General features: G+C 64.7%; 18 protein-coding genes and 1 pseudogene. 15 read left to right on the top strand and 4 right to left on the bottom strand.

The annotated features are described in order from the left end of the window. Positions 1-10: 10 nt before the first annotated feature. A complete protein-coding gene (locus XBLMG947_RS08650; RefSeq protein WP_065467771.1) occupies positions 11-643 on the bottom strand; it encodes a TetR/AcrR family transcriptional regulator in 633 nt (210 codons plus the stop codon). A gap of 217 nt (positions 644-860) precedes the next feature. On the opposite strand from XBLMG947_RS08650, the gene ndk reads away from it, so the two are divergent. The 8 genes from ndk (at position 861) to XBLMG947_RS08610 (ending at position 9,032) form a co-directional block, all read left to right on the top strand. Next, entirely contained in the window at positions 861-1,286 is a 426-nt protein-coding gene (gene ndk / locus XBLMG947_RS08645; RefSeq protein ID WP_065467769.1) for a nucleoside-diphosphate kinase, read from the top strand. Positions 1,287-1,304: 18 nt separating this feature from the next. Further along, positions 1,305-2,510: a dual-specificity RNA methyltransferase RlmN gene (gene rlmN, locus XBLMG947_RS08640; RefSeq protein ID WP_065467767.1), complete on the top strand. Its 1,206-nt coding sequence runs from the start codon at positions 1,305-1,307 to the stop codon at positions 2,508-2,510. A gap of 10 nt (positions 2,511-2,520) precedes the next feature. Then, entirely contained in the window at positions 2,521-3,309 is a 789-nt protein-coding gene (gene pilW, locus XBLMG947_RS08635) for a type IV pilus biogenesis/stability protein PilW (protein ID WP_065467765.1), read from the top strand. Continuing rightward, complete coding sequence (locus XBLMG947_RS08630) at positions 3,306-4,166, top strand: helix-turn-helix domain-containing protein (protein ID WP_065467763.1); 861 nt, start codon at positions 3,306-3,308, stop codon at positions 4,164-4,166. Before pilW ends, XBLMG947_RS08630 begins: the two co-directional genes overlap by 4 nt. A 70-nt stretch (positions 4,167-4,236) precedes the next feature. Beyond that, on the top strand, positions 4,237-4,875 hold the full coding sequence (locus XBLMG947_RS08625; RefSeq protein WP_065467761.1) for a YfgM family protein: 639 nt from the start codon (positions 4,237-4,239) through the stop codon (positions 4,873-4,875). Then, entirely contained in the window at positions 4,875-6,092 is a 1,218-nt protein-coding gene (gene bamB / locus XBLMG947_RS08620; RefSeq protein ID WP_065467759.1) for an outer membrane protein assembly factor BamB, read from the top strand. Before XBLMG947_RS08625 ends, bamB begins: the two co-directional genes overlap by 1 nt. Before the next feature lie 10 nt (positions 6,093-6,102). After that, on the top strand, positions 6,103-7,500 hold the full coding sequence (gene der, locus XBLMG947_RS08615) for a ribosome biogenesis GTPase Der (RefSeq protein WP_065467756.1): 1,398 nt from the start codon (positions 6,103-6,105) through the stop codon (positions 7,498-7,500). Between the two features lie 311 nt (positions 7,501-7,811). After that, complete coding sequence (locus XBLMG947_RS08610) at positions 7,812-9,032, top strand: molybdopterin molybdotransferase MoeA (RefSeq protein ID WP_065467754.1); 1,221 nt, start codon at positions 7,812-7,814, stop codon at positions 9,030-9,032. A 32-nt stretch (positions 9,033-9,064) separates the two neighbouring features. Here the strand turns inward: XBLMG947_RS08610 and moeB are convergent, their stop codons facing one another. Continuing rightward, a complete protein-coding gene (gene moeB / locus XBLMG947_RS08605) occupies positions 9,065-10,267 on the bottom strand; it encodes a molybdopterin-synthase adenylyltransferase MoeB (protein ID WP_181093159.1) in 1,203 nt (400 codons plus the stop codon). 229 nt (positions 10,268-10,496) lie between these two features. On the opposite strand from moeB, the gene xth reads away from it, so the two are divergent. Further along, complete coding sequence (xth, locus tag XBLMG947_RS08600) at positions 10,497-11,486, top strand: exodeoxyribonuclease III (RefSeq protein ID WP_065467916.1); 990 nt, start codon at positions 10,497-10,499, stop codon at positions 11,484-11,486. A gap of 43 nt (positions 11,487-11,529) precedes the next feature. Here xth and XBLMG947_RS08595 read toward each other — a convergent pair. Continuing rightward, positions 11,530-11,802 (bottom strand): annotated as a pseudogene (locus tag XBLMG947_RS08595) (hypothetical protein); the annotation flags it as partial. Positions 11,803-12,008: 206 nt separating this feature from the next. Between XBLMG947_RS08595 and XBLMG947_RS08590 the strand changes: the two are divergent. From XBLMG947_RS08590 to XBLMG947_RS08580, 3 genes are read left to right on the top strand one after another with little or no spacing between them, the layout of a single operon-like run. Next, positions 12,009-13,262, top strand: coding sequence for a molybdopterin molybdotransferase MoeA (locus tag XBLMG947_RS08590; protein WP_065467750.1), 1,254 nt, complete (start codon positions 12,009-12,011; stop codon positions 13,260-13,262). A gap of 37 nt (positions 13,263-13,299) precedes the next feature. Continuing rightward, complete coding sequence (locus XBLMG947_RS08585; RefSeq protein WP_065467748.1) at positions 13,300-13,869, top strand: molybdenum cofactor guanylyltransferase; 570 nt, start codon at positions 13,300-13,302, stop codon at positions 13,867-13,869. Beyond that, entirely contained in the window at positions 13,853-14,215 is a 363-nt protein-coding gene (locus tag XBLMG947_RS08580; protein ID WP_065467746.1) for a hypothetical protein, read from the top strand. Before XBLMG947_RS08585 ends, XBLMG947_RS08580 begins: the two co-directional genes overlap by 17 nt. A gap of 266 nt (positions 14,216-14,481) precedes the next feature. On the opposite strand, the gene XBLMG947_RS08575 is transcribed toward XBLMG947_RS08580, so the two are convergent. Beyond that, complete coding sequence (locus tag XBLMG947_RS08575) at positions 14,482-15,486, bottom strand: NAD(P)-dependent oxidoreductase (RefSeq protein ID WP_065467744.1); 1,005 nt, start codon at positions 15,484-15,486, stop codon at positions 14,482-14,484. Between the two features lie 85 nt (positions 15,487-15,571). On the opposite strand from XBLMG947_RS08575, the gene XBLMG947_RS08570 reads away from it, so the two are divergent. From XBLMG947_RS08570 to XBLMG947_RS08560, 3 genes are all read left to right on the top strand, one after another. Beyond that, complete coding sequence (locus tag XBLMG947_RS08570; RefSeq protein ID WP_064510879.1) at positions 15,572-16,144, top strand: ANTAR domain-containing response regulator; 573 nt, start codon at positions 15,572-15,574, stop codon at positions 16,142-16,144. Between the two features lie 4 nt (positions 16,145-16,148). Continuing rightward, positions 16,149-17,213: a CmpA/NrtA family ABC transporter substrate-binding protein gene (locus XBLMG947_RS08565; RefSeq protein WP_065467742.1), complete on the top strand. Its 1,065-nt coding sequence runs from the start codon at positions 16,149-16,151 to the stop codon at positions 17,211-17,213. 464 nt (positions 17,214-17,677) lie between these two features. Then, positions 17,678-18,847, top strand: coding sequence for a nitrate/nitrite transporter (locus XBLMG947_RS08560; RefSeq protein ID WP_181093162.1), 1,170 nt, complete (start codon positions 17,678-17,680; stop codon positions 18,845-18,847). The last annotated feature ends 33 nt before the right edge of the window (positions 18,848-18,880 follow it).

The raw sequence follows: 18,880 nt of genomic DNA, 5'->3' as shown, positions 1-18,880 counted from the left end.
GGTGGAACGTTTACGGTGTGGAATGAGCGCGGAAACCGGGTTCCGCGAAACGAATGAGTTCGCGCGCCGCGCGGGCGCGGTGGTCGGCCTCGCTGACGCCGGCCGGGCGTTTGATCAGCCCGAAATCGGCCATGGCGTAGGTGAGCGCGCCGGCCAGAAAATCCAGCCGCCAGTACAGCTCCTCCTTACTCAGACCCGGCACGCAACCGGCAATGGCCTTGCCGAATTCGCGCAGCACGTGCCCGTAGTGGTCGGATAGGAACTTGCGCAGGTTGTCGTTCTTTTCCGCATAGGCGCGGGCGATCACGCGCACGAAGGCGCCGCCGTTCTGGCGGTCCTGCGCCATCGCCAGCGCCGGTTCGACGAACGCCGCCAGGACCGCGGTGAGTTCGCCGGGCTGCGACTTCTTCGCCGCTTCCAGCTGCTGCAGCCGCGCGGTGGTCATCTCGTCCATGCGCCGGCGGAACACCTCGTTGACCAGGTTTTCCTTGGAGCCGAAGTGGTAGTTGACCGCGGCGATGTTGACGTCGGCCTGGGTGGTGAGCTGGCGCAACGAGGTGCCGGCAAATCCGTGCTGGGCGAACAGTTCCTCGGCCGCACCGAGAATGCGGTCCTTGGTGGAAAAGTGGGCTGGCTTGGGCATGCGTTGGGGTCAGGCTCAATCAAACGATTGTTTGAGTCTACGGGCTCGGTTGCAGGCAGGTCATGTCGCAATGCAGCAAGATTCAGGGGGCGGTGTGCAAACGGAGCGGCGACGGGATAGAATTGACCATCGCAAAGACGCCTAAGCCCGCGTTTTGACGCGGGTTTTTTTCATGATAACCTCGGGTCTTCAGTGGCCCGCCCAACGGAGAATTCCCATGGCGCTGGAGCGCACCCTGTCCATCATCAAGCCCGACGCCGTCGCCAAGAACGTCATCGGCGAAATCTACAGCCGCTTCGAGAAGGCTGGCCTGAAGGTCGTGGCCGCCAAGTACAAGCAGCTGTCGCGCCGTGAAGCCGAAGGTTTCTACGCCGTGCACCGCGAGCGTCCGTTTTTCAACGCGCTGGTCGAATTCATGATCTCCGGCCCGGTGATGATCCAGGCGCTGGAAGGCGAGAACGCCGTTGCCGCACACCGCGACCTGCTGGGCGCGACCAATCCCAAGGACGCTGCACCGGGCACCATCCGCGCCGACTTCGCCGATTCGATCGATGCCAATGCCGCCCACGGCTCGGACTCGGTCGAGAACGCTGCCAATGAAGTCGCGTATTTCTTTGCCGTCACCGAAGTGGTCTCGCGCTGAGGCCGAGTGAGTCGAATCGTGAATGAGGTCGTGATCCCCTCCGTGCTGCAGGACGTGCCCGTCCCTGCAGCGCCGGCGCGCAAGCAGAACCTGCTCGACCTCGATCGCGAGGGACTGGAGCGCTTCTTCGCCGAGACCCTCGGCGAAGCACGCTACCGTGCCCATCAGGTAATGAAGTGGATCCACCACCGCTACGTCACCGATTTCGAGCAGATGACCGACCTCGGCAAGGCGTTGCGTGCGAAGTTGCAGCAGCATGCCGAGGTGCTGGTCCCGAATGTCGTGTTCGACAAGCCCTCCACCGACGGCACCCACAAGTGGCTGCTGGCCATGGGCACGGACGGCAAGAACGCCATCGAAACGGTCTACATTCCCGACAAGGGCCGCGGCACGCTGTGCGTGTCCTCCCAGGTCGGCTGCGGGTTGAACTGCACCTTCTGTTCGACCGCCACCCAAGGCTTCAATCGCAACCTCACCACTGCCGAGATCATCGGGCAGGTGTGGGTGGCGGCGCGCCATCTGGGCAATGTGCCGCACCAGCAGCGCCGTCTCACCAACGTGGTGATGATGGGCATGGGCGAGCCGCTGATGAATTTCGACAACGTCGTGCGCGCGATGAGCGTGATGCGCGACGACCTGGGCTACGGTCTGGCCAGCAAGCGGGTGACGCTGTCGACCTCCGGCCTGGTGCCGATGATCGACCGGCTCGCCACCGAGAGCGATGTCTCGCTGGCGGTATCGCTGCATGCTGCCAACGACACCTTGCGCGAGAGCCTGGTGCCGTTGAACAAGAAGTACCCGATCGCCGAGTTGATGGAGTCCTGTGCCCGCTACCTGCTTGGCAGCAAGAAGCGCGACTCGGTGACCTTCGAATACACCCTGATGAAGGGCATCAACGACCAGCCGGAGCACGCGCGTCAGTTGGCCAGGCTGATGCGGCAGTTCGACAATGCGGTGCAGTCCAAGGACGCCGGCAAGGTCAACCTGATTCCGTTCAACCCGTTCCCGGGCACGCGCTATGAGCGCTCCGGCGAAACGGAGATTCGCGCATTCCAGAAGATCCTGCTCGACGCGCAGGTGCTGACGATGGTGCGCCGTACCCGCGGCGACGACATCGATGCAGCCTGTGGGCAGCTCAAGGGGCAGGTCATGGACCGTACCCGTCGTCAGGCGGAATTCCGCCGCACATTGGAAGGGCAGGCTGATCGAGATGCGGCAGCGTGAACTTGCGTTAATGGCGGCCGTGGCGATCGCGTTGTGCGCGGTCGGCTGCGGTGGTCGCAATGCCAAGGCCGGGTCGGTCAAGACCGTGGAAGAGGTCTCGCCGGTGTATTCCTTCCGCGACAGCAACGCCACCAAGAGCCGTCTGGCGGTGCAGGAAAAGCTCGGCCTCGCCCATAATCGCCTGCAGACCGGCGATTACGCCAGCGCTGAAGAACAGGTGCGTGCCGCCCTGAAAAAAGACGCGCAATCGGTGGATGCCATCGGGCTGCTGGCGCTGATTCAGGGCGCAAAGGGCGATACCGTAGCTGCTGGTGCGTCGTACCGGCGCGCTGCAGAACTCGCGCCGCAGCGCGGCGACGTGCTCAACAACTATGGTGCCTGGTTGTGCGCCAATGGCTCGCCCGCAGAAGCGTTGACCTGGTTCGATCGTGCATTGGCCGACCGCACATATGCGTCTCCTGCGTCTGCATTGGGAAATGCCGGCGGTTGCGCGCTCAAGGCGGGGCAGCCCGAGCGAGCTGCAGGCGATCTGCGCAAAGCGCTCGATCTAGACCCGGATAATCCGTATGCGCTTGAATCGATGGCGCGTCTGGAAGCGGGGCGACGCAATTATTTCGAAGCTCGCGCTTTTATCGAACGACGTCTTTCGGCTGCACCGGCAACTGCTTCCGTGTTACAACTCGCCATTCAGATTGAGCAAGGGCTAGGCGACAAGGTAGCTGCCGGCCGTTACCAACAGCGGTTGGTCAAGGAATTCCCTGACGCAGCGACCGCTAACCCCGGGGCCAATGCATTGTGATCAGTGATTCCAACCCGAACCTTTTCGAGCAGGAAAAGGGCTGCGGACAGCATTTGCGCGAAGCGCGCGAGGCAGCAGGTCTGAGTGTGGACGATGTGGCCGGCAAGCTACGCATGCCGTCGCATGTGGTGCGTTCGTTGGAGCAGGAGGACTGGCAGCGTCTGGGCGCGCCGGTGTTCGTGCGCGGGCAGTTGCGCAGCTATGCGCGCCTGCTGCAGGTCGATCTGGAGCCGCTCCTGCAGCAGGCGACCATCGCGCCGATCGAACCGGTCAAGCTGGTCAGTCACACCCATACGCCACGTGCGCGACGCATTCTCGAAAGTACCGTACGCAAGGCCATGTACGTGGTCATCACCGGCGTGTTCGCGGTGCCGGTCTGGTATGCGACGCGCTCGCATCTGGATGGCAAAGGGCCAAGCACGGTGTCGTTGGACAGCATGCCGGAGGCTGCAAAGTCAGCCCCGGCAGGCAGTCCTGCGACGCAGCCGCCTGCCGCGCCGCGCGAGCAGCCAGCGCCGTATATCGCATCGATGACCCCGGTGCCGCGTGCCACCTCCGACGCCCAGGCGCCTGCCGCGGCAGCTGCCCCGGGCGGCAGTTTGTCGTTGAATTTCAGTGGCGACAGTTGGGTGCAGATCCTGGCACCCGATGGCAGCGCGGTCGAAAAAGCACTGGTGCGTGCCGGCGAACGTCGCACGTATTCGCCGGGCCAGGTGGGCCGCATCGTGCTCGGCAATGCATCGGCGGTAGAGGTTCAGCAAGGCGGCAGTATCGTCGATGTGAAACCGTTCCAGCGCGCTAACGTGGCCCGTTTTGCGGTATCCTCCGACGGCTCCGTGGTACCTGCTTCCGAGTGAAGCGGACTGCGGTTTTTCATTTATCCCTTTTGATGTTCCGCGCCTCCGGGATGACGGAGCGAGAGTACGCATGGCGATCGACGATCTGCTGGACGAACACGAACAAGGCGAACGCGTTCGTTCCTGGTTGAGAAAGAATGGCGCAGGTCTGGTGGGCGGTGTCCTGCTTGGTCTGGCCCTGATCCTGGGCTGGCAGTGGTGGCAGAAGCACACCAACACCGAATTGGTCGAGGCCAATACCCGCTACGAGGCGGTGGTGAAGTCGATCCAGGCCAAGAACCTGGACAAGGCGGCCAAGGACATCACGGCGCTGGACGACGGCAAGGGCGGCATCTATGCCGAGCTGGCGGCGCTGCGTCTGGCCAAGGCCCAGGTCGATGCCGGCAAGAACGCCGAAGCAATCAAGACATTGCGCGACGTGCCCGCCGAAGGCGAGCTCAAGCAGATCGTGCAGCAGCGCCTGGCGCGCGTGCTGACCGAAAGCGGCAAGCCGGACGAAGCGATCAAGCTGCTGGGCGATGTGCAGGATCACGCCAGCCTGGAGATTCGTGCCGACGCGTTAGTCGCGCAGGGCAAGCCGAATGAAGCGCGTGCGTTGTACACCAAGGCCCTGACCACCGTGGATGTGGCCTCGCCGCAGCGCCGGTTGCTGGAAACCAAGCTGATGGATGTGGGCGGCAAGGTCCCCGATCCGGCGGAGCAGATTTGATGAAGCAGGTTGATATGTATAAGCGCGTTGCATTGATTGCCGTGATGGGTCTGTCGCTGGCTGGCTGCAGCACCGTCAAGGGCTGGTTTGCCGGGAAGGACGCTGCTGCCAAGAAGGCGCAGGAACCAGCCGAGCTGGTCAAGTTCGAGCCGTCGGTCAAGGTCGACAAGATCTGGTCCACCGGCGTGGGCAAGGGTGAAGGGCATATCGGCGTACGTCAGCGCCCTGCAGTGGCCGATGGCAAGGTGTATGCAGCGGCGATCACCGGTGGTGTACAGGCACTGGACCTGCAGACCGGCAAGCGCGTGTGGGAATACAAGCCCAAGAAAGAAGAACGTAACGACCGCAAGTTCAAGCAGCGCCTGTCCGGTGGCCCCGGCGTCGGTGAAGGCTTGGTGGTGATCGGCAGCCTGTCCGGCGATGTGATCGCCCTGAACCAGGCTGACGGCACCGAAAAGTGGCGTGCCAAGGTGCCGAACGAAGTGATCACCGCCCCGGCCGTCGCACAGAACCTGGTGCTGGTGCGTAGCAACGACGGTCGCGTGACCGCGTTCGATGCAGCCACCGGCGAGCGTCGCTGGTTCCATGCCGAAGAAGGCCCGACCCTGTCGGTGCGTGGCAATGCGCCGATCGTCACCGGCCCGGGCGTGGTGTTCGTGGGCAACGACAGCGGCACCTTGAGTGCGCTGGCGCTGCAGGACGGTCGCCCGTTGTGGGAGCAGGCCATCGGCGTGCCGGAAGGTCGTACCGAGCTGGAGCGCATGTCCGACGTGGATGGCGCGCCGGTGTTGGATGGCACCACCTTGTATGCCACCAGTTTCAAGAATGAAACCCTTGCGCTGGAAGGCCCGAGCGGCCGTCCGCTGTGGACGCGCGATCATGGCGGCGCCGGCGGCGTTGGTGTGTCGTCGGCCGTCGTGGTGGTGTCCGACAACGCCGGTTCGGTGTGGGGCCTGGACAAGAGCAGCGGTGCGGCGATGTGGTCGCAGGCCGCCTTGGCACGTCGTTCGCTGACCGGTGTGGCCATCCAGGGCGATTACGCCGTGGTCGGCGATTACAAGGGCTACCTGCACTGGCTGAAACTCAGCGACGGTGCACTGGCCGCGCGCGCGCGCGCTGGACGCCACACGCTGCTGGCGCAGCCGCAGGTCGTCGATGGTATTTTGCTGGTACAAAACACCGACGGCGATCTCACCGCCTTCCGGTTGGCACAATAAGGACCTTGCGATGCTGCCCCTGGTCGCCCTGGTTGGACGGCCCAATGTCGGCAAGTCCACCATCTTCAATGCGCTGACGCGCACCCGTGACGCGCTGGTCCACGACCAGCCAGGCGTCACCCGCGACCGCAATTACGGGGTTTGCCGTCTCGACGAGCAGCAACCCTTCATCGTCGTCGATACCGGCGGTATCGCTGGCGACGAGGAAGGCCTGGCCGGCGCCACTGCGCGCCAGGCGCGTGCCGCCGCCGGCGAAGCCGATCTGGTGCTGTTCGTGGTCGATGGTCGCGAAGGCGCGTCCTCGCTCGACGACGAAATCCTGGCCTGGCTGCGCAAGTTGGCGCGGCCGACCGTGCTGGTGATCAACAAGATCGATGGCACCGACGAAGAAACCGTGCGCTCGGAATTTGCGCGCTACGGCTTTTCCGACGTGGTGGCGCTGTCTGCCGCGCATCGGCAGGGTATCGACGAATTGCTCGAAGAGGTCGGTGCACGGCTGCCGGAAGAAGGATCTGGCGAGCTGCTGGACAACGATCCGGCCCGCGTGCGTATCGCCTTCGTGGGCCGCCCGAATGTGGGCAAGTCGACGCTGGTCAATCGCCTGCTGGGCGAAGAGCGCATGATCGCCTCCGAAGTGCCGGGCACCACGCGCGATTCGATTGCGGTGGATCTGGAGCGCGACAACCGCCAATACCGCCTGATCGACACGGCCGGCTTGCGCCGACGCGGCAAGGTGGAAGAGGCGGTCGAGAAATTCAGCGCGTTCAAGACGCTGCAGGCGATCGAGCAATGCCAGGTCGCAGTGCTGATGCTGGACGCCACCGAAGGTGTGACCGACCAGGACGCTACGATTCTCGGCGCGATTCTGGACGCCGGGCGCGCCCTGGTCGTGGCGATCAACAAGTGGGACGGGCAAAGCGATTATCAGCGTGCGCAGGCCGAAGACCTGCTGTCGCGCAAGCTGGGCTTTGTCAGTTGGGCCGAGGCGGTGCGGATTTCTGCACTGCATGGCTCGGGCATGCGCGAGTTGTTCCAGGCGATTCACCGTGCGCACGCATCCGCGACGCACGAATTCAGTACCAGCGAAGTGAATCAGGCGCTGGAAATCGCCTACGAGACCAATCCGCCGCCGAGCATCCGTGGCCATGTCTCCAAGCTGCGTTATGTGCATCCGGGCGGCGCAAATCCGCCGACCTTCATCGTGCACGGCACGCGGCTGAAGGTGTTGCCGGAGTCGTACAAGCGCTATCTGGAAAACTTCTTCCGTAAGCGGTTCAAGCTGGTCGGCACGCCGGTGCGTTTCATTTTCCGCGAAGGCGCCAATCCGTACGAGGGCAAGAAGAATCCGCTCTCCGATCGACAGGTGGCCCGCAAGCGGCGCCTGATGCGGCACGTTAAAGGCAAGTAGTTTGCTCAGGCCACCTGACCGGCAATGGTCGGACGGTACTGGAGGCGCACAGGTCTGTTGGTCTGTGCGTTGCCGGTCGCCCTGTACAACGTGACCAGAACGCTCTGAACAACGTTTCATGGGCGCTCGATCAGCAGCCGAGGTGATCCACACCACGTGCATGTGCTTGCTCTGGCCATGACCGACCGGTGGGCCAGGCGAAATCCCACGTTCACTCGCAATGTCGGGCATCCTGCAGACGCCGCTGCTGCTTGAGCGGCTAGACGATGCCGACGTCTTGGCGGTAGCGGTGCGCTGGTATCCTGCGTGTCATGACCGACTATCCTTCCCGCATCCCTTACGCGCAGGCGCTGCAGATTCTGCGTGCTGTGGCGGCCGGCAACCGTTCGCCCGATGAAAACATCGCCACCTCGCGTGCCGATGGGCGGATCTGCGCCGGCGACCTGATCGCACCGCTGTCGCTGCCGCCGTTCGCCAACAGTGCGATGGACGGCTTTGCGCTGCGGCATGCCGATGTTGCTGCGGGCGATGCGTCATTGCAGTTGGTTGGTGAACAGTTTGCTGGCGAGCGTTGGGCCGGGACACTGAGCGCCGGGCAATGTCTGCGCATCACCACGGGCGCGCCGCTGCCCGATGGCGCCGATACGGTAATTCCCAAAGAAGATGCCGACGAGCGCGATGGCAGCGTGCGGTTTCGTAGCGCGCCTGCACCGGGCGCAGCGGTGCGCCTGGCCGGCAGCGATGTGCGTGCCGGCGATCTGGTGATACAGACCGGGCAGGTGCTGACGCCGGCGCGTATCGGTCTGGCTGCTGCGCTGGGTGTGTCGCTCCTTGCGGTTGCGCCGCGTCCGACCATTGCGGTGCTGGCCACCGGCGATGAGTTGATCGAGCCGGGCATGCCACTTGGGCCAGGCCAGATCTACAACAGCAACCGCGACATGTTGATGGCGCAGCTGCGTGCGCTGGGCTATGCGCCGACCGCCTGGCCGACCTTGCCGGACGACCCGCAACGCATCCGCACCCTGCTGGAAGATGCGGCCGCTGCGTTCGATGTGGTGATTACCTGCGGCGGCGTTTCTGCCGGAGAAAAGGATTATCTGCCGCGGTTGATCGGCGAACTGGGCCGCATCCATTTTTGGCGCGTGCGCATGCGCCCCGGCATGCCGGCGGTGTTGGGGCAGATTGGCCGCTGCCTGGTGCTGGGCCTGCCGGGCAACCCGGTGTCGGTGCTTGCAACGCTGATCGCCTACGGCGTGCCGTTGCTGGATGGATTGCAGGGACGCAGCGAACCGCGCCCGGTCTGGCATGCGGCGTTGGCAGGCCCTTGGGAAAAACGCCACGAACGCCTGGAGTTTTTACGCGGTCGGTTGGAATGCGGCGAAGACGGACGACTCACGGCGCTGCCGCACCGCGGCGATGCCTCGCATCTATTGCGTGGCGCGGCCGACAGCAATGCCTTGATCGTGCTGCCGGAGCAGGCGCGACGTTTCGAAGCCGGCGAGATCGTGCGGGTGATTCCTTATGCGTTATGAGCGCTTGCTTGATCGACCGTGCTCGACAACGCTCAACCAACCGCACTACCGCAGAACGCCGCGTAATCCGCATAACCGGTAAACGCTGCGCCGGGCGCACACACCGGGCAGTGCGGATCCGGCGGCAGGCGGATCTCGCGCCAGCGCATCGCAAGCGCATCGAAGCTGAGCAGACGTCCCGCCAGGCTGTCGCCGATGCCGAGCAGCAATTTGATCGCTTCGGTGGCTTGTAACAGACCGATGATCCCGGGCAGGACGCCCAGCACGCCGGCCTCGGCACAGCTGGGCGCGAACTCCGGCGGCGGCGGTTCGGGAAACAGGCAGCGGTAGCACGGCGCATGACCGCGGTTGCGGCCGGCATCGAACACGCTCACCTGTCCCTCGAACTGCTGCACGGCGCCGTAGACCAGTGGCTTGCCGAGTTTGACGCAGGCATCGTTGAGCAGATACCGCGCAGGAAAATTGTCTGCGCCATCTACCACCACATCCACGTTTTGCAGCAGCGCTTCGACATTGTCGGCACTGACGCGGGTCTGCACTGCTTCGACGTGAACGCGCGGATTGAGCGCGGTGATGCGCTGCGCTGCGGAGTCGACCTTGGCCGTGCCGATGCTGTCTTGGGTGTGCAGAATCTGACGCTGCAGATTGCTGCGCTCCACCACATCGTCGTCGGCGATGCGCAGATGACCCGCACCTGCCGCGGCAAGGTAGAACGCTGCCGGCGAGCCCAACCCGCCGGCGCCGACCAGCAGCACGCGCGCACGCGCCAGGCGCTGCTGACCTTCCAGACCGACCTGCGGCAGGCGCAGATGGCGCGAATAACGCTCGAGAAAGTCCTGCTCGTCCGGCGGCAAGGTCGGGTGCACCAACGGCAGGCCGTCGCTCGCCCATGCGCTGGTGCCGCCGGCCACCGATGCCACGTGCGCATAGCCGTGCGCGCGCAAGACGGCAGCCGTCTGCGCCGAGCGTTTGCCGCTCTGGCAGATCAGCACGATTGCGCGGGCCTGTTCGGGCAGGTGCAGTTCGGGCTCCGTTTCCAGGGCGTTCTGTGCGATGGCCAATGCGCCTTCGGCCTGGCCGCTTGCGCGCTCATGCAATTGGCGGATGTCGATCAGCAGGGCGCCTTGCAAGGCGCGGGCACGGGCGTCGGCGGGAGAGATGTCGTGGCTGCTCATGCGGCCATTGTCGCGCAAATGCAGACGCTGCGATGTGGAGTTTCCCAGGCAAGCAGGCACTTGAGCGGCCGATGAAAGCCGCGTCATGAGCGCGGCGCAAGGCCGATCAATAATGTCGAGCGTCGCACGGTAGTTCCACGTGGTGCGTGTGTCCCAAGCCAAGGGTGCCAGCGGTGCGCGAGGTGTGAGCGTAGGCAGACGCGCGCAGCGTGGCTTCACCTCGCTTGGGCACCGGCTTCATAGCGCTGCGCTCATGCTGACGCACCACGGAAGCGGCCGCTCGCAGACCATGTCAGCCACCACACGCAAGATCGCAACCTTCAACGTCAATGGCATCGCCAGCCGTCTGCCGCACTTGCTGGAATGGCTGCGGCGCGAGCAGCCGGATATCGTGGGCCTGCAGGAATTGAAATCGACGCGAGCTGCATTTCCGGAGGAGGCGATCCGCGCTGCCGGCTACGGGGCGATCTGGCAGGGTGAGAAATCCTGGAATGGCGTTGCCTTGCTCGCACGTGATGCCGAGCCGGTGGAGATTCGTCGCCGATTGCCCTGGGACCCGGACGATACGCAGAGCCGCTATCTGGAAGCGGCAATTCACGGTGTGGTGGTGGCCTGCCTGTATCTGCCCAATGGCAACCCGCAGCCCGGTCCGAAGTTCGACTACAAGCTTGCGTGGTTCGAACGCTTGATCCGGCATGTGGCAACGTTGGTGGATCTACCGCATCCGGTCGCGCTGATCGGCGACTTCAATGTGATGCCAACCGATGCGGATATTTACGACCCCAAGGGCTGGCGGAAGGATGCCTTGTTGCAGCCGGAGAGTCGCGATGCGTATCGGACGCTGCTAGCGCAGGGTTGGACCGACAGCTTGCTGGAAGTGCATGGCGATGCAACCCGCTACACGTTCTGGGATTACTTCCGCCAGCACTTCGCGCGCGATCGCGGTTTGCGCATCGACCATCTGCTGCTCAATCGCAACCTGGCGCCCGGCTTGCAGGATGCCGGTGTCGACACGTGGGTACGTGCGCTGGAAAAGGCCAGCGACCATGCGCCCACCTGGATCAGCCTGCGCGTGCCGGATGCGCCAGGTCACTCAGCGATGGATGCGCAGCCCGCTGAGCAGGCGCGGAAGCCGGCAGCGGCGAGGAAGCCTGTGCGCAGGGCAGCAGCCAAGAAGATCCCTACTGCCGCTGCCAAGGACGCCGTCAAGAAGATCGTTGGGAAGACGGCGGCAACTGCATCGGCGACACCGCGGAAACCTTCGAAAAAGAAAAGCTGACAATCTCAACCAGCCTGCAGGCGTTATCCACGCCACACATCCAAGCAGCGCACTCCAGCTTGCGGCACTTGAATCGCTGCATTTCGTAGCCGGTATTTATCGGCAGCAGGATCAGCGCATTGCTGACGATAAACACCATGTTGCCAACGAAATAGTTGTACACGATCAACAGCACCGAGGCGCTGACCTGGCAGAGGAACAACCAGCGCGAGACGCCATGCGCGGCGTCGGAGCACGATGGTTTGTAGGTCTGCCGGATTAACGTAGCGATCAGGGTGACGCTGGCGAGCCAGCCCACAGAGTTGACGAATTGCATTCGCTGCAGTTGCACTCAAGTGCGGTCTGCGACCTTGCAACGCGCACTGTCCGCATCTGCTTGAGCAGCTTCAAGCGTGGTGTGCAGTGCGTGAGGCGGGCTTTGGTGACGCGAACGCTGCGCTGCTGCGACGGCTGCGCCTGTACCTGCTACGCCAGGGGCCGGTATCCTAGCCCGGTCATCCATCGGTCGGCACTGTCTTGCACATGATCAGTTATGCCGAAGCACTCGCGCTGGTCCACGCGCACGTCGCAACGCTTGCCAGCGAGTGGGTGGCGTGCGCCGATGCCGAAGGCCGGGTGCTTGCCGAGGCCTTGTCGAGCCCGGCCGAGTTGCCGCCCTTCGATAACAGCGCGATGGATGGATTCGCGCTGGCCACTGCCGGTGCCGGCGCCTTGGCAGACAGCGACTACGTGGTGGGCGGCACCGTTGCAGCCGGGCAGGATGCTGGTGCGGCCGCGATAGCCACGGCCTGGGAAATCATGACAGGTGCCGGCATGCCGGTCGGTGCCGATGCGGTGGTGCCGATCGAGCAGGTGCAGATTCTCGAACACGACGGCGAACGCCCTGGCCGCATCCGCTTACGTCAGCCGGTGCGTGTGGGCCAGCACATCCGTCGTCGCGGCGAAGATGTGCGCTTGAACGACTGTGTGATCGAGTCCGGCACCGTGCTGCGCGGTGCGCATCTGATGCTGCTGGCGGGGTTGGGCTGCGCGCGCGTGCAAGTGGTGCGGCGACCGCGCGTGGCCTTGATCGCCACGGGACGCGAGTTGATCGGTGACCCCGCGCAAACCTTGCAGCCTGGCCAGATCCGCGACGGCACCAGCAGTTATCTGCTGAGTCAGTTGCGCGCGGCCGGTGCCGATGTCGTATGGAGGGGGCAGGTGGGCGATGACGATGCGGCGTTCGATGCGGCGCTGGCGCAAGCCCGCAGTGCCGGTGCCGATCTCATCCTGAGCACGGGCGCGGTCTCGCGCGGTCGTTATGATTTCATCCCGGATGCGTTGGCACGCCATGCTGCCGCGTTGCTGTTTCACAAGGTTGCGGTGCGGCCAGGCAAGCCGGTTTTGTTGGCACGCTTCGCCGATGGTGTGCTGTACGTCGGTTTGCCCGGTAATCCGATGGCCAGTGCGGCCGGGCTGCGTTTTTTCGTCGAGCCGGCATTGCGTGGTTTATCAGGGATGCCGGCCGAGCGCGGCTTGCGCGTGGCGCTGGAAACGCCAATGCAGGCACGCCCGCTCTGGCGGCAGCATCTGCGGGCGCGGCTGCTGTGCAGTGCAGTCGGGGAGCTGTCTGTGCAGATCCTGCCGCAGCAGGAATCCTTTCGTGTGTCAGCGTTGCTGCACGCCAACGTCTGGGCGGTGCTGGAGCCGCAGGACGAAGGCGCCGCGCCGAGCACAGGTGCAGAGGTCTTCGGCTTGGGCCATCTGCAACCGGCTGCGCCGGCCATCGCGCTGTGAACATGCCTTTGCGTGACATGGCACCTCGGGCTATCGCATGACGACGATGCAACCGTGGACGGGTGTGGTGCTGGCCGGCGGGCGTTCGTCGCGTATGGGGCAGGACAAGGCGTTGTTGCGCTGGCATGGGCGCCCGTTGCTCGAACAGATGCAGGCGCTGCTGCGCGAGGCGGGCGCGCAGCACGTCTTGGTCAGTGGCGACCGGCCCGACTATGCCGGCATTGCCGATGCACAGCCCGATCTGGGGCCGCTCGGTGGGCTTGCCAGCGTGATCGCGCGCGTGGCCGACGCAACCACGCTGGTGGTGGTGCCGGTGGATATGCCGCTGCTGTCGGCCGCGTTGCTGAGCAAACTGCTGGCGCCGTCGCAGCACCGCTGCGTGGCCTTCGAGGATCAGATGCTGCCGATGTGCCTGCGCATCGATGCCGGCGTGCGTGAGACCTTGGCCGCACTGATGGCCGGCGCTGCATCGTCGCGCTCGCTGCGCGCCTTGCAGCGTTCACTGCAGTGCCATCGCGTGGCTGTCACCGCCAGTGAACGTGCCGCGTTCGTCAATTGCAACACGCCCGAGCAGTGGAATGAGCTGATCCATGAAAATCCAGATTGAAGGCCAGCAGGTGCGATTCCGTATCGACGAAGCAGAGCTGGCCGAACTGCTGGCCGGGCGCACGGTCGACAATGCGAGCCGGCTGCCAAGCGGGCAGGGTGCGCGGCTGGTGCGGCATAGCGTGAGCCTGACCGGCGGTCACGCCGCGTGCAATTGCGCCACAGACCATTGGCAGTTGCTGGTACCACGCGGCGCGCTCGAAGAGCATGCACGCCAGTTGCCTAGTCGCGAGGGCTTGAGCTTCACGTTTGATGCGGGTGCCGGGCATGCCGAAACCATGGCGCTGCGCGTCACCTTCGATATCGATGTGCGCGACAGTGCACGCAAGCGGTTCTCGAAGCAGTGAGTTGACGCGTTGATGCACCGTTGCTGCATCGGTGCGACTGTCCTACACAGCGATGGGGTGCGTTAAGCGCGCAGTCTGCGGTCTGCTCAGCACCAACAAGTCTGCAGTCGATTTGCGAATTGGAGCGGCAAAAAACGCAGTGGGCAGTCGTCGGGCGGGGGCGGAGGGCACTCAGGAGCTGCAGTCCAAGTGCGATATATGCGCACTCCGATTACCGACCGCGTCTGCCTGGTCACTGCGTCATCGTGTATGTGGGCCGCCCGTAGTCACGGCGTGACCTGCTTGCACCGTTCGGTGCAAATTCCCGGCACCCGCTCGCAGGCCAGTCCGCGTGATTGCAGCGCGGCTTCGATCGGGGCCGCTAGCATAGGGCAGTAGCCGGTGCCGCTGCGCAGTGCGACCACCTGCAGGCCTTCACTTGCCAGTTCCACCAGTAGCGCATGTTGTGCCTGCGGCTCGGACGGCAGGGCGCGCCGCGAGGCGTCGCGGCGTGCCAGTTCGAGGATCGCGTCCGGTACCTCCGCGTCAATCAGCAGCACATCGGCAAGATTCATGGCACGCAACGCTTTTAACGTCAGCAGCCCCGGATCGCCGGGACCGGTGCCGACCAATTGCACGCTGCCGCGCGCCGGGACGGCGCCAGCGTCGTCCAACGCCGCGTTGAAGGCGGCTTCGGCTGCGACATCTTCGCCGGCTTGCAGCAGCAACGGCACTTGCCCATCGATCACTTGATCGAACCAGCGGCGGCGCCGGTTCATGTCAGGAAACTGGCTGCGGATGCGCTCGCGGTACTGCGCAAACAACCCCGCGAAACGGCCAACCGATGCATCCAGTTCGCGCTCAAGCCGCTCGCGCAGACGCCGCGCCAACATCGGCGCGGCGCCCGCCGAAGAGATGGCGACGATCAACGGGGCGCGGTCCACGATCGCCGGCACCTGATAGGTGGATAGCTCGGCATCGTCCACCACGTTGACCAAGCGCTGACGCGCGCCTGCGGCGGCGGCCACGCGCTGATTCAAGTCGGCGTCGTCGGTGGCGGCGACCACCAGCCATACCGTGTCGATCCAGGCAGGATCGAATTCGTCATCCAGTTGCTCGAAGCGGCCGGCCTGCATCAGCTCCGCAAGCTCGGGCGAGAGCGCATGCGCATACAGACGAATCTGCGCACCGGCCTTGAGCAGTGCCAGCACCTTGCGCGTGGCGACCTCGCCGCCACCGATCACCAGCACGGCGCGCCCCTGCAGATTGGCGAACAACGGAAACAACGGCATCGGTTCACTCCCAGAAATGATGACTCGCACCAATGGCATGTTGCATGGCACCATCGGATCACGTCCACACGCCTCGCTGCCGCCAATGCGTGTTTTGCTGGTCAACGATACCGAAAAGCCAATCGGGCAACTGCGCCAGGCGCTGACGCGCGCGGGCTACACGGTGCTCGACGATGTGGCCTCGGTGGGTGCGTTGCTGCATGCGGTACAGAGCCAGCAACCGGATGTGGTAGTGATCGATGTGGACTCGCCCTCGCGCGACACCCTGGAACAGCTGTCGATGCTGCACACGCATGCACCGCGACCAGTGGTGATGTTTTCCGGCGATGGTGACGATGCGCTGATCCATGCCGCGGTCGGTGCGGGTGTCACCGCGTATGTGGTCGATGGCCTGGCGCCGGCGCGGTTGGCGCCGATCGTGCAGGTGGCGCTGGCGCGGTTTGCCCACGAAAGCAGCATGCGCAAGCGCCTGGACGACGTCCAGCAGGCCTTGCAGGACCGCAAACAAATCGACCGCGCCAAGGGTCTGCTGATGGAAAAACGCGGCCTCAGCGAGGCCGATGCCTATGCCGCGCTGCGCCAGCAGGCGATGAAGCAGGGCGTCAAGCTGGCCGAAGTGGCGCGTCGCATCGTGGCCATGGCCGAATTGCTGGGATGAACCGATGAGCCGAGCCGACCTTCCCGTCTTGCGTGTGGCCTACATGCCGCTGATCGATTGCGCCCCGCTGGTGGCTGCGCAGCGGCTGGGGCTAGACCATGCGCACGGTCTGCATCTGGATCTGCAACGGCAGGCCTCGTGGGCGGGCGTGCGCGATCGACTGCTGGCGGGCGAGGTGGATGCCGCCCACACATTGGCCAGCCTGGTGTACGCCATCGATCTGGGCATTGCCGGGCCGCAATGCGCGATGGCCTTGCTGATGACGCTCAATCACAACGGTCAGGCGATTACCCTGGCGCCTGCCTTGGCGCTGGCGCTGGCAGACGGTCAGGCGTTGCCGCAGGCACTGACCGGCCTGGGGAGACGCGCGGTCTTCGCGCAGACCTTTCCCACCGGCACGCATGCGTTGTGGCTGTATTACTGGCTGGCCGCAGGCGGGGTGGACCCGATGCGCGATGTCGATGTGCTCAGCATTCCACCACCGCAGATGCCCGAGGCGCTGGGCAGCGGGCTGGTGGATGGCTATTGCTCCGGCGAGCCATGGGCAGCCGTGGCGCAGGCGCAAGGCGTGGGTGCACGGGTGATCCGCAGCGGCGAGCTGTGGCCCGGCCATCCGGAAAAGGTGCTGGCATGCCGGCGTGAATTCGCTGCCCTGCAGCCGGAGCTGCCCGAGCAGCTGACGGCCTGTGTGCTGGAGGCCTGCCGCTGGCTGGATGCTGGGCCGGACCACCGCGCACAGTGTGCGCAGTGGTTGGCCGAACCGCAGCATATCGGGGTGTCGGCCACGCATCTTGCCGCGTGTCTGGAGGCCGATGCCAATGATCCGGCGAATGCCGCGACGTCGCTCGCGTTCCATCGCAACGGCACGGTGAACATGCCGTGGCTATCGGATGGTGAGTGGTTCCTGCGCCAGTTCCAGCGCTGGGGATGGCACGACATCCAGGACGACGATATCGCGCGGCTGCGGGATATCCATCGTCTGGACAACTACCGTCGTGCCGCGGCGCGCGTGGGTGTGGCGGTGCCGGACAGCGATCACCGCAGCAACCGGTTGTTCGACACGCGCTGAATCAGCGCCTTGATCCATGGCTCTCAGTCAGCGCAAACCGCTAGACCGTTTCGCAGTGCCGATGATCGAAGGCGTGACCGCGAACTGCCAACGTCGCACCGACGCACCGCACGGGTTTGGTGCATCACCGCACGAAAGCCGGGAATCGGGCCATGCCTCCGGTCTTCCTGCTTGCGGGGATGCTCAGAGACCCCTCAAGTAAATCACCCATCTTTCAAAGGCTTGCATCGCCGTGCTATCTGAGTGAGTCAGTTGGCATGGTGATTGCGTAGCACTCAGGTGCAGGCGCAACGGCGTGCCGGCAACAACACGTACACGGTGCAGCGGTTCAACGGCGATCCGCACGCATCCAGGACAACGGCGTCCTTCCGGTTTACCGGAGGGGCGCCGTTTTTTTTTGACCATCGCATTCTTAAGAGGTCTCTATGCAGCGCTCGTTCTGGCGATCCGGGCACACGCCCACCTTGTTCGCGTCCTTTCTGTATTTCGACCTGAGCTTCATGGTGTGGTATCTGCTCGGGCCGCTGCAGGTGCCGATTGCGCAATCGCTGGGCCTGGATACACAGCAGCGCGCCTTGATGGTGGCGGTGCCGATCCTGTGCGGTGCGGTGCTGCGCCTGGTGCTGGGCATGTTTGCCGATCGCATCGGCGCCAAGCGCGCCGGCATGGTCGCGCAGTTCGCGGTGATCGCTGCGCTGTTCGGCGCCTGGCAACTGGGCGTGCACAGCATGGGGCAGGTGCTGCTGCTGGGTGTGCTGCTCGGTATCGCCGGTGCTTCGTTCGCGGTGGCATTGCCTCTGGCATCGCGCTGGTATCCACCCGAGCATCAGGGCACCGCGATGGGCATCGCCGGTGCCGGCAATTCCGGCACGGTGCTGGCGGCATTGTTCGCGCCGATGCTGGCGGCCGCCTTCGGCTATCAAAACGTGTTCGGGCTGGCGTGCATCCCGTTGGTGCTGACGCTGATCGTGTTTGCGTCGATGGCCAAGGAGGCACCAACGCCGGTCGCACGCAAGCAGTGGTCCGACTACGGCCGCGTGCTGGTGGGCAACCGCGACGCGTGGCGCTTCATGTTTTTCTACGCGGTCACCTTCGGTGGCTTTTCCGGTTTTGCGAGCGCCTTGCCGGGCTACTTCCACGACCAGTTCGATTTCGACGCGCGGACCGCGGGCTGGTCCACTGCGGCCTGCGTGCTGGCCGGCTCGGTGATGCGCCCGCTGGGTGGCGTGATCGCCGACCGCGTGGGCGGCACGCGTGCCTTGCTGGCGGTGTATCTGCTGGTTGCCACGCTGGTGGGCATTGCCGGGTTCGGCGCCGGCGGGGCCATGATCACGCTGGCATTGTTCGTACTGACGTTGCTGTGCCTGGGCGCCGGCAATGGTGCGGTGTTTCAGCTGGTACCGCAGCGCTTCGGCCAGGACATCGGGGTGATGACCGGCTTGATCGGCATGGCCGGCGGCATCGGCGGTTTCGCGCTTGCGGCCGGGTTGGGCGTGCTCAAGCAGCACACCGGCAGCTATGCGTTGGGCATGTGGCTGTTCGCTGCATTCGCGCTGGGCGGCTGGGGCCTGCTGGCGGGCGTCAAGACCCAGTGGCGCAGCGAATGGTCCACCGCCGGCGCGGCGCGCGTCTGATATGTCGACAGGAATCCAGGCAATGAAGCAACC

Origin of the sequence: Xanthomonas bromi (assembly GCF_900092025.1) — a bacterium.
Classification (GTDB): domain Bacteria; phylum Pseudomonadota; class Gammaproteobacteria; order Xanthomonadales; family Xanthomonadaceae; genus Xanthomonas; species Xanthomonas bromi.
This window is presented reverse-complemented; position numbering and strand designations above follow the sequence as displayed.

Coding starts and splice junctions, on each gene's coding strand:
- XBLMG947_RS08580 (WP_065467746.1), top strand. CDS start 13,853: ATGAAAATCCAGATTGAAGGCCAGCAGGTGCGATTCCGTATCGACGAA.
- bamB (WP_065467759.1), top strand. CDS start 4,875: ATGAAGCAGGTTGATATGTATAAGCGCGTTGCATTGATTGCCGTGATG.
- XBLMG947_RS08585 (WP_065467748.1), top strand. CDS start 13,300: ATGACGACGATGCAACCGTGGACGGGTGTGGTGCTGGCCGGCGGGCGT.
- XBLMG947_RS08575 (WP_065467744.1), bottom strand. CDS start 15,486: ATGCCGTTGTTTCCGTTGTTCGCCAATCTGCAGGGGCGCGCCGTGCTG.
- pilW (WP_065467765.1), top strand. CDS start 2,521: ATGGCGGCCGTGGCGATCGCGTTGTGCGCGGTCGGCTGCGGTGGTCGC.
- XBLMG947_RS08590 (WP_065467750.1), top strand. CDS start 12,009: ATGATCAGTTATGCCGAAGCACTCGCGCTGGTCCACGCGCACGTCGCA.
- xth (WP_065467916.1), top strand. CDS start 10,497: ATGTCAGCCACCACACGCAAGATCGCAACCTTCAACGTCAATGGCATC.
- XBLMG947_RS08570 (WP_064510879.1), top strand. CDS start 15,572: ATGCGTGTTTTGCTGGTCAACGATACCGAAAAGCCAATCGGGCAACTG.
- XBLMG947_RS08650 (WP_065467771.1), bottom strand. CDS start 643: ATGCCCAAGCCAGCCCACTTTTCCACCAAGGACCGCATTCTCGGTGCG.
- ndk (WP_065467769.1), top strand. CDS start 861: ATGGCGCTGGAGCGCACCCTGTCCATCATCAAGCCCGACGCCGTCGCC.
- XBLMG947_RS08565 (WP_065467742.1), top strand. CDS start 16,149: ATGAGCCGAGCCGACCTTCCCGTCTTGCGTGTGGCCTACATGCCGCTG.
- XBLMG947_RS08610 (WP_065467754.1), top strand. CDS start 7,812: ATGACCGACTATCCTTCCCGCATCCCTTACGCGCAGGCGCTGCAGATT.
- XBLMG947_RS08625 (WP_065467761.1), top strand. CDS start 4,237: ATGGCGATCGACGATCTGCTGGACGAACACGAACAAGGCGAACGCGTT.
- der (WP_065467756.1), top strand. CDS start 6,103: ATGCTGCCCCTGGTCGCCCTGGTTGGACGGCCCAATGTCGGCAAGTCC.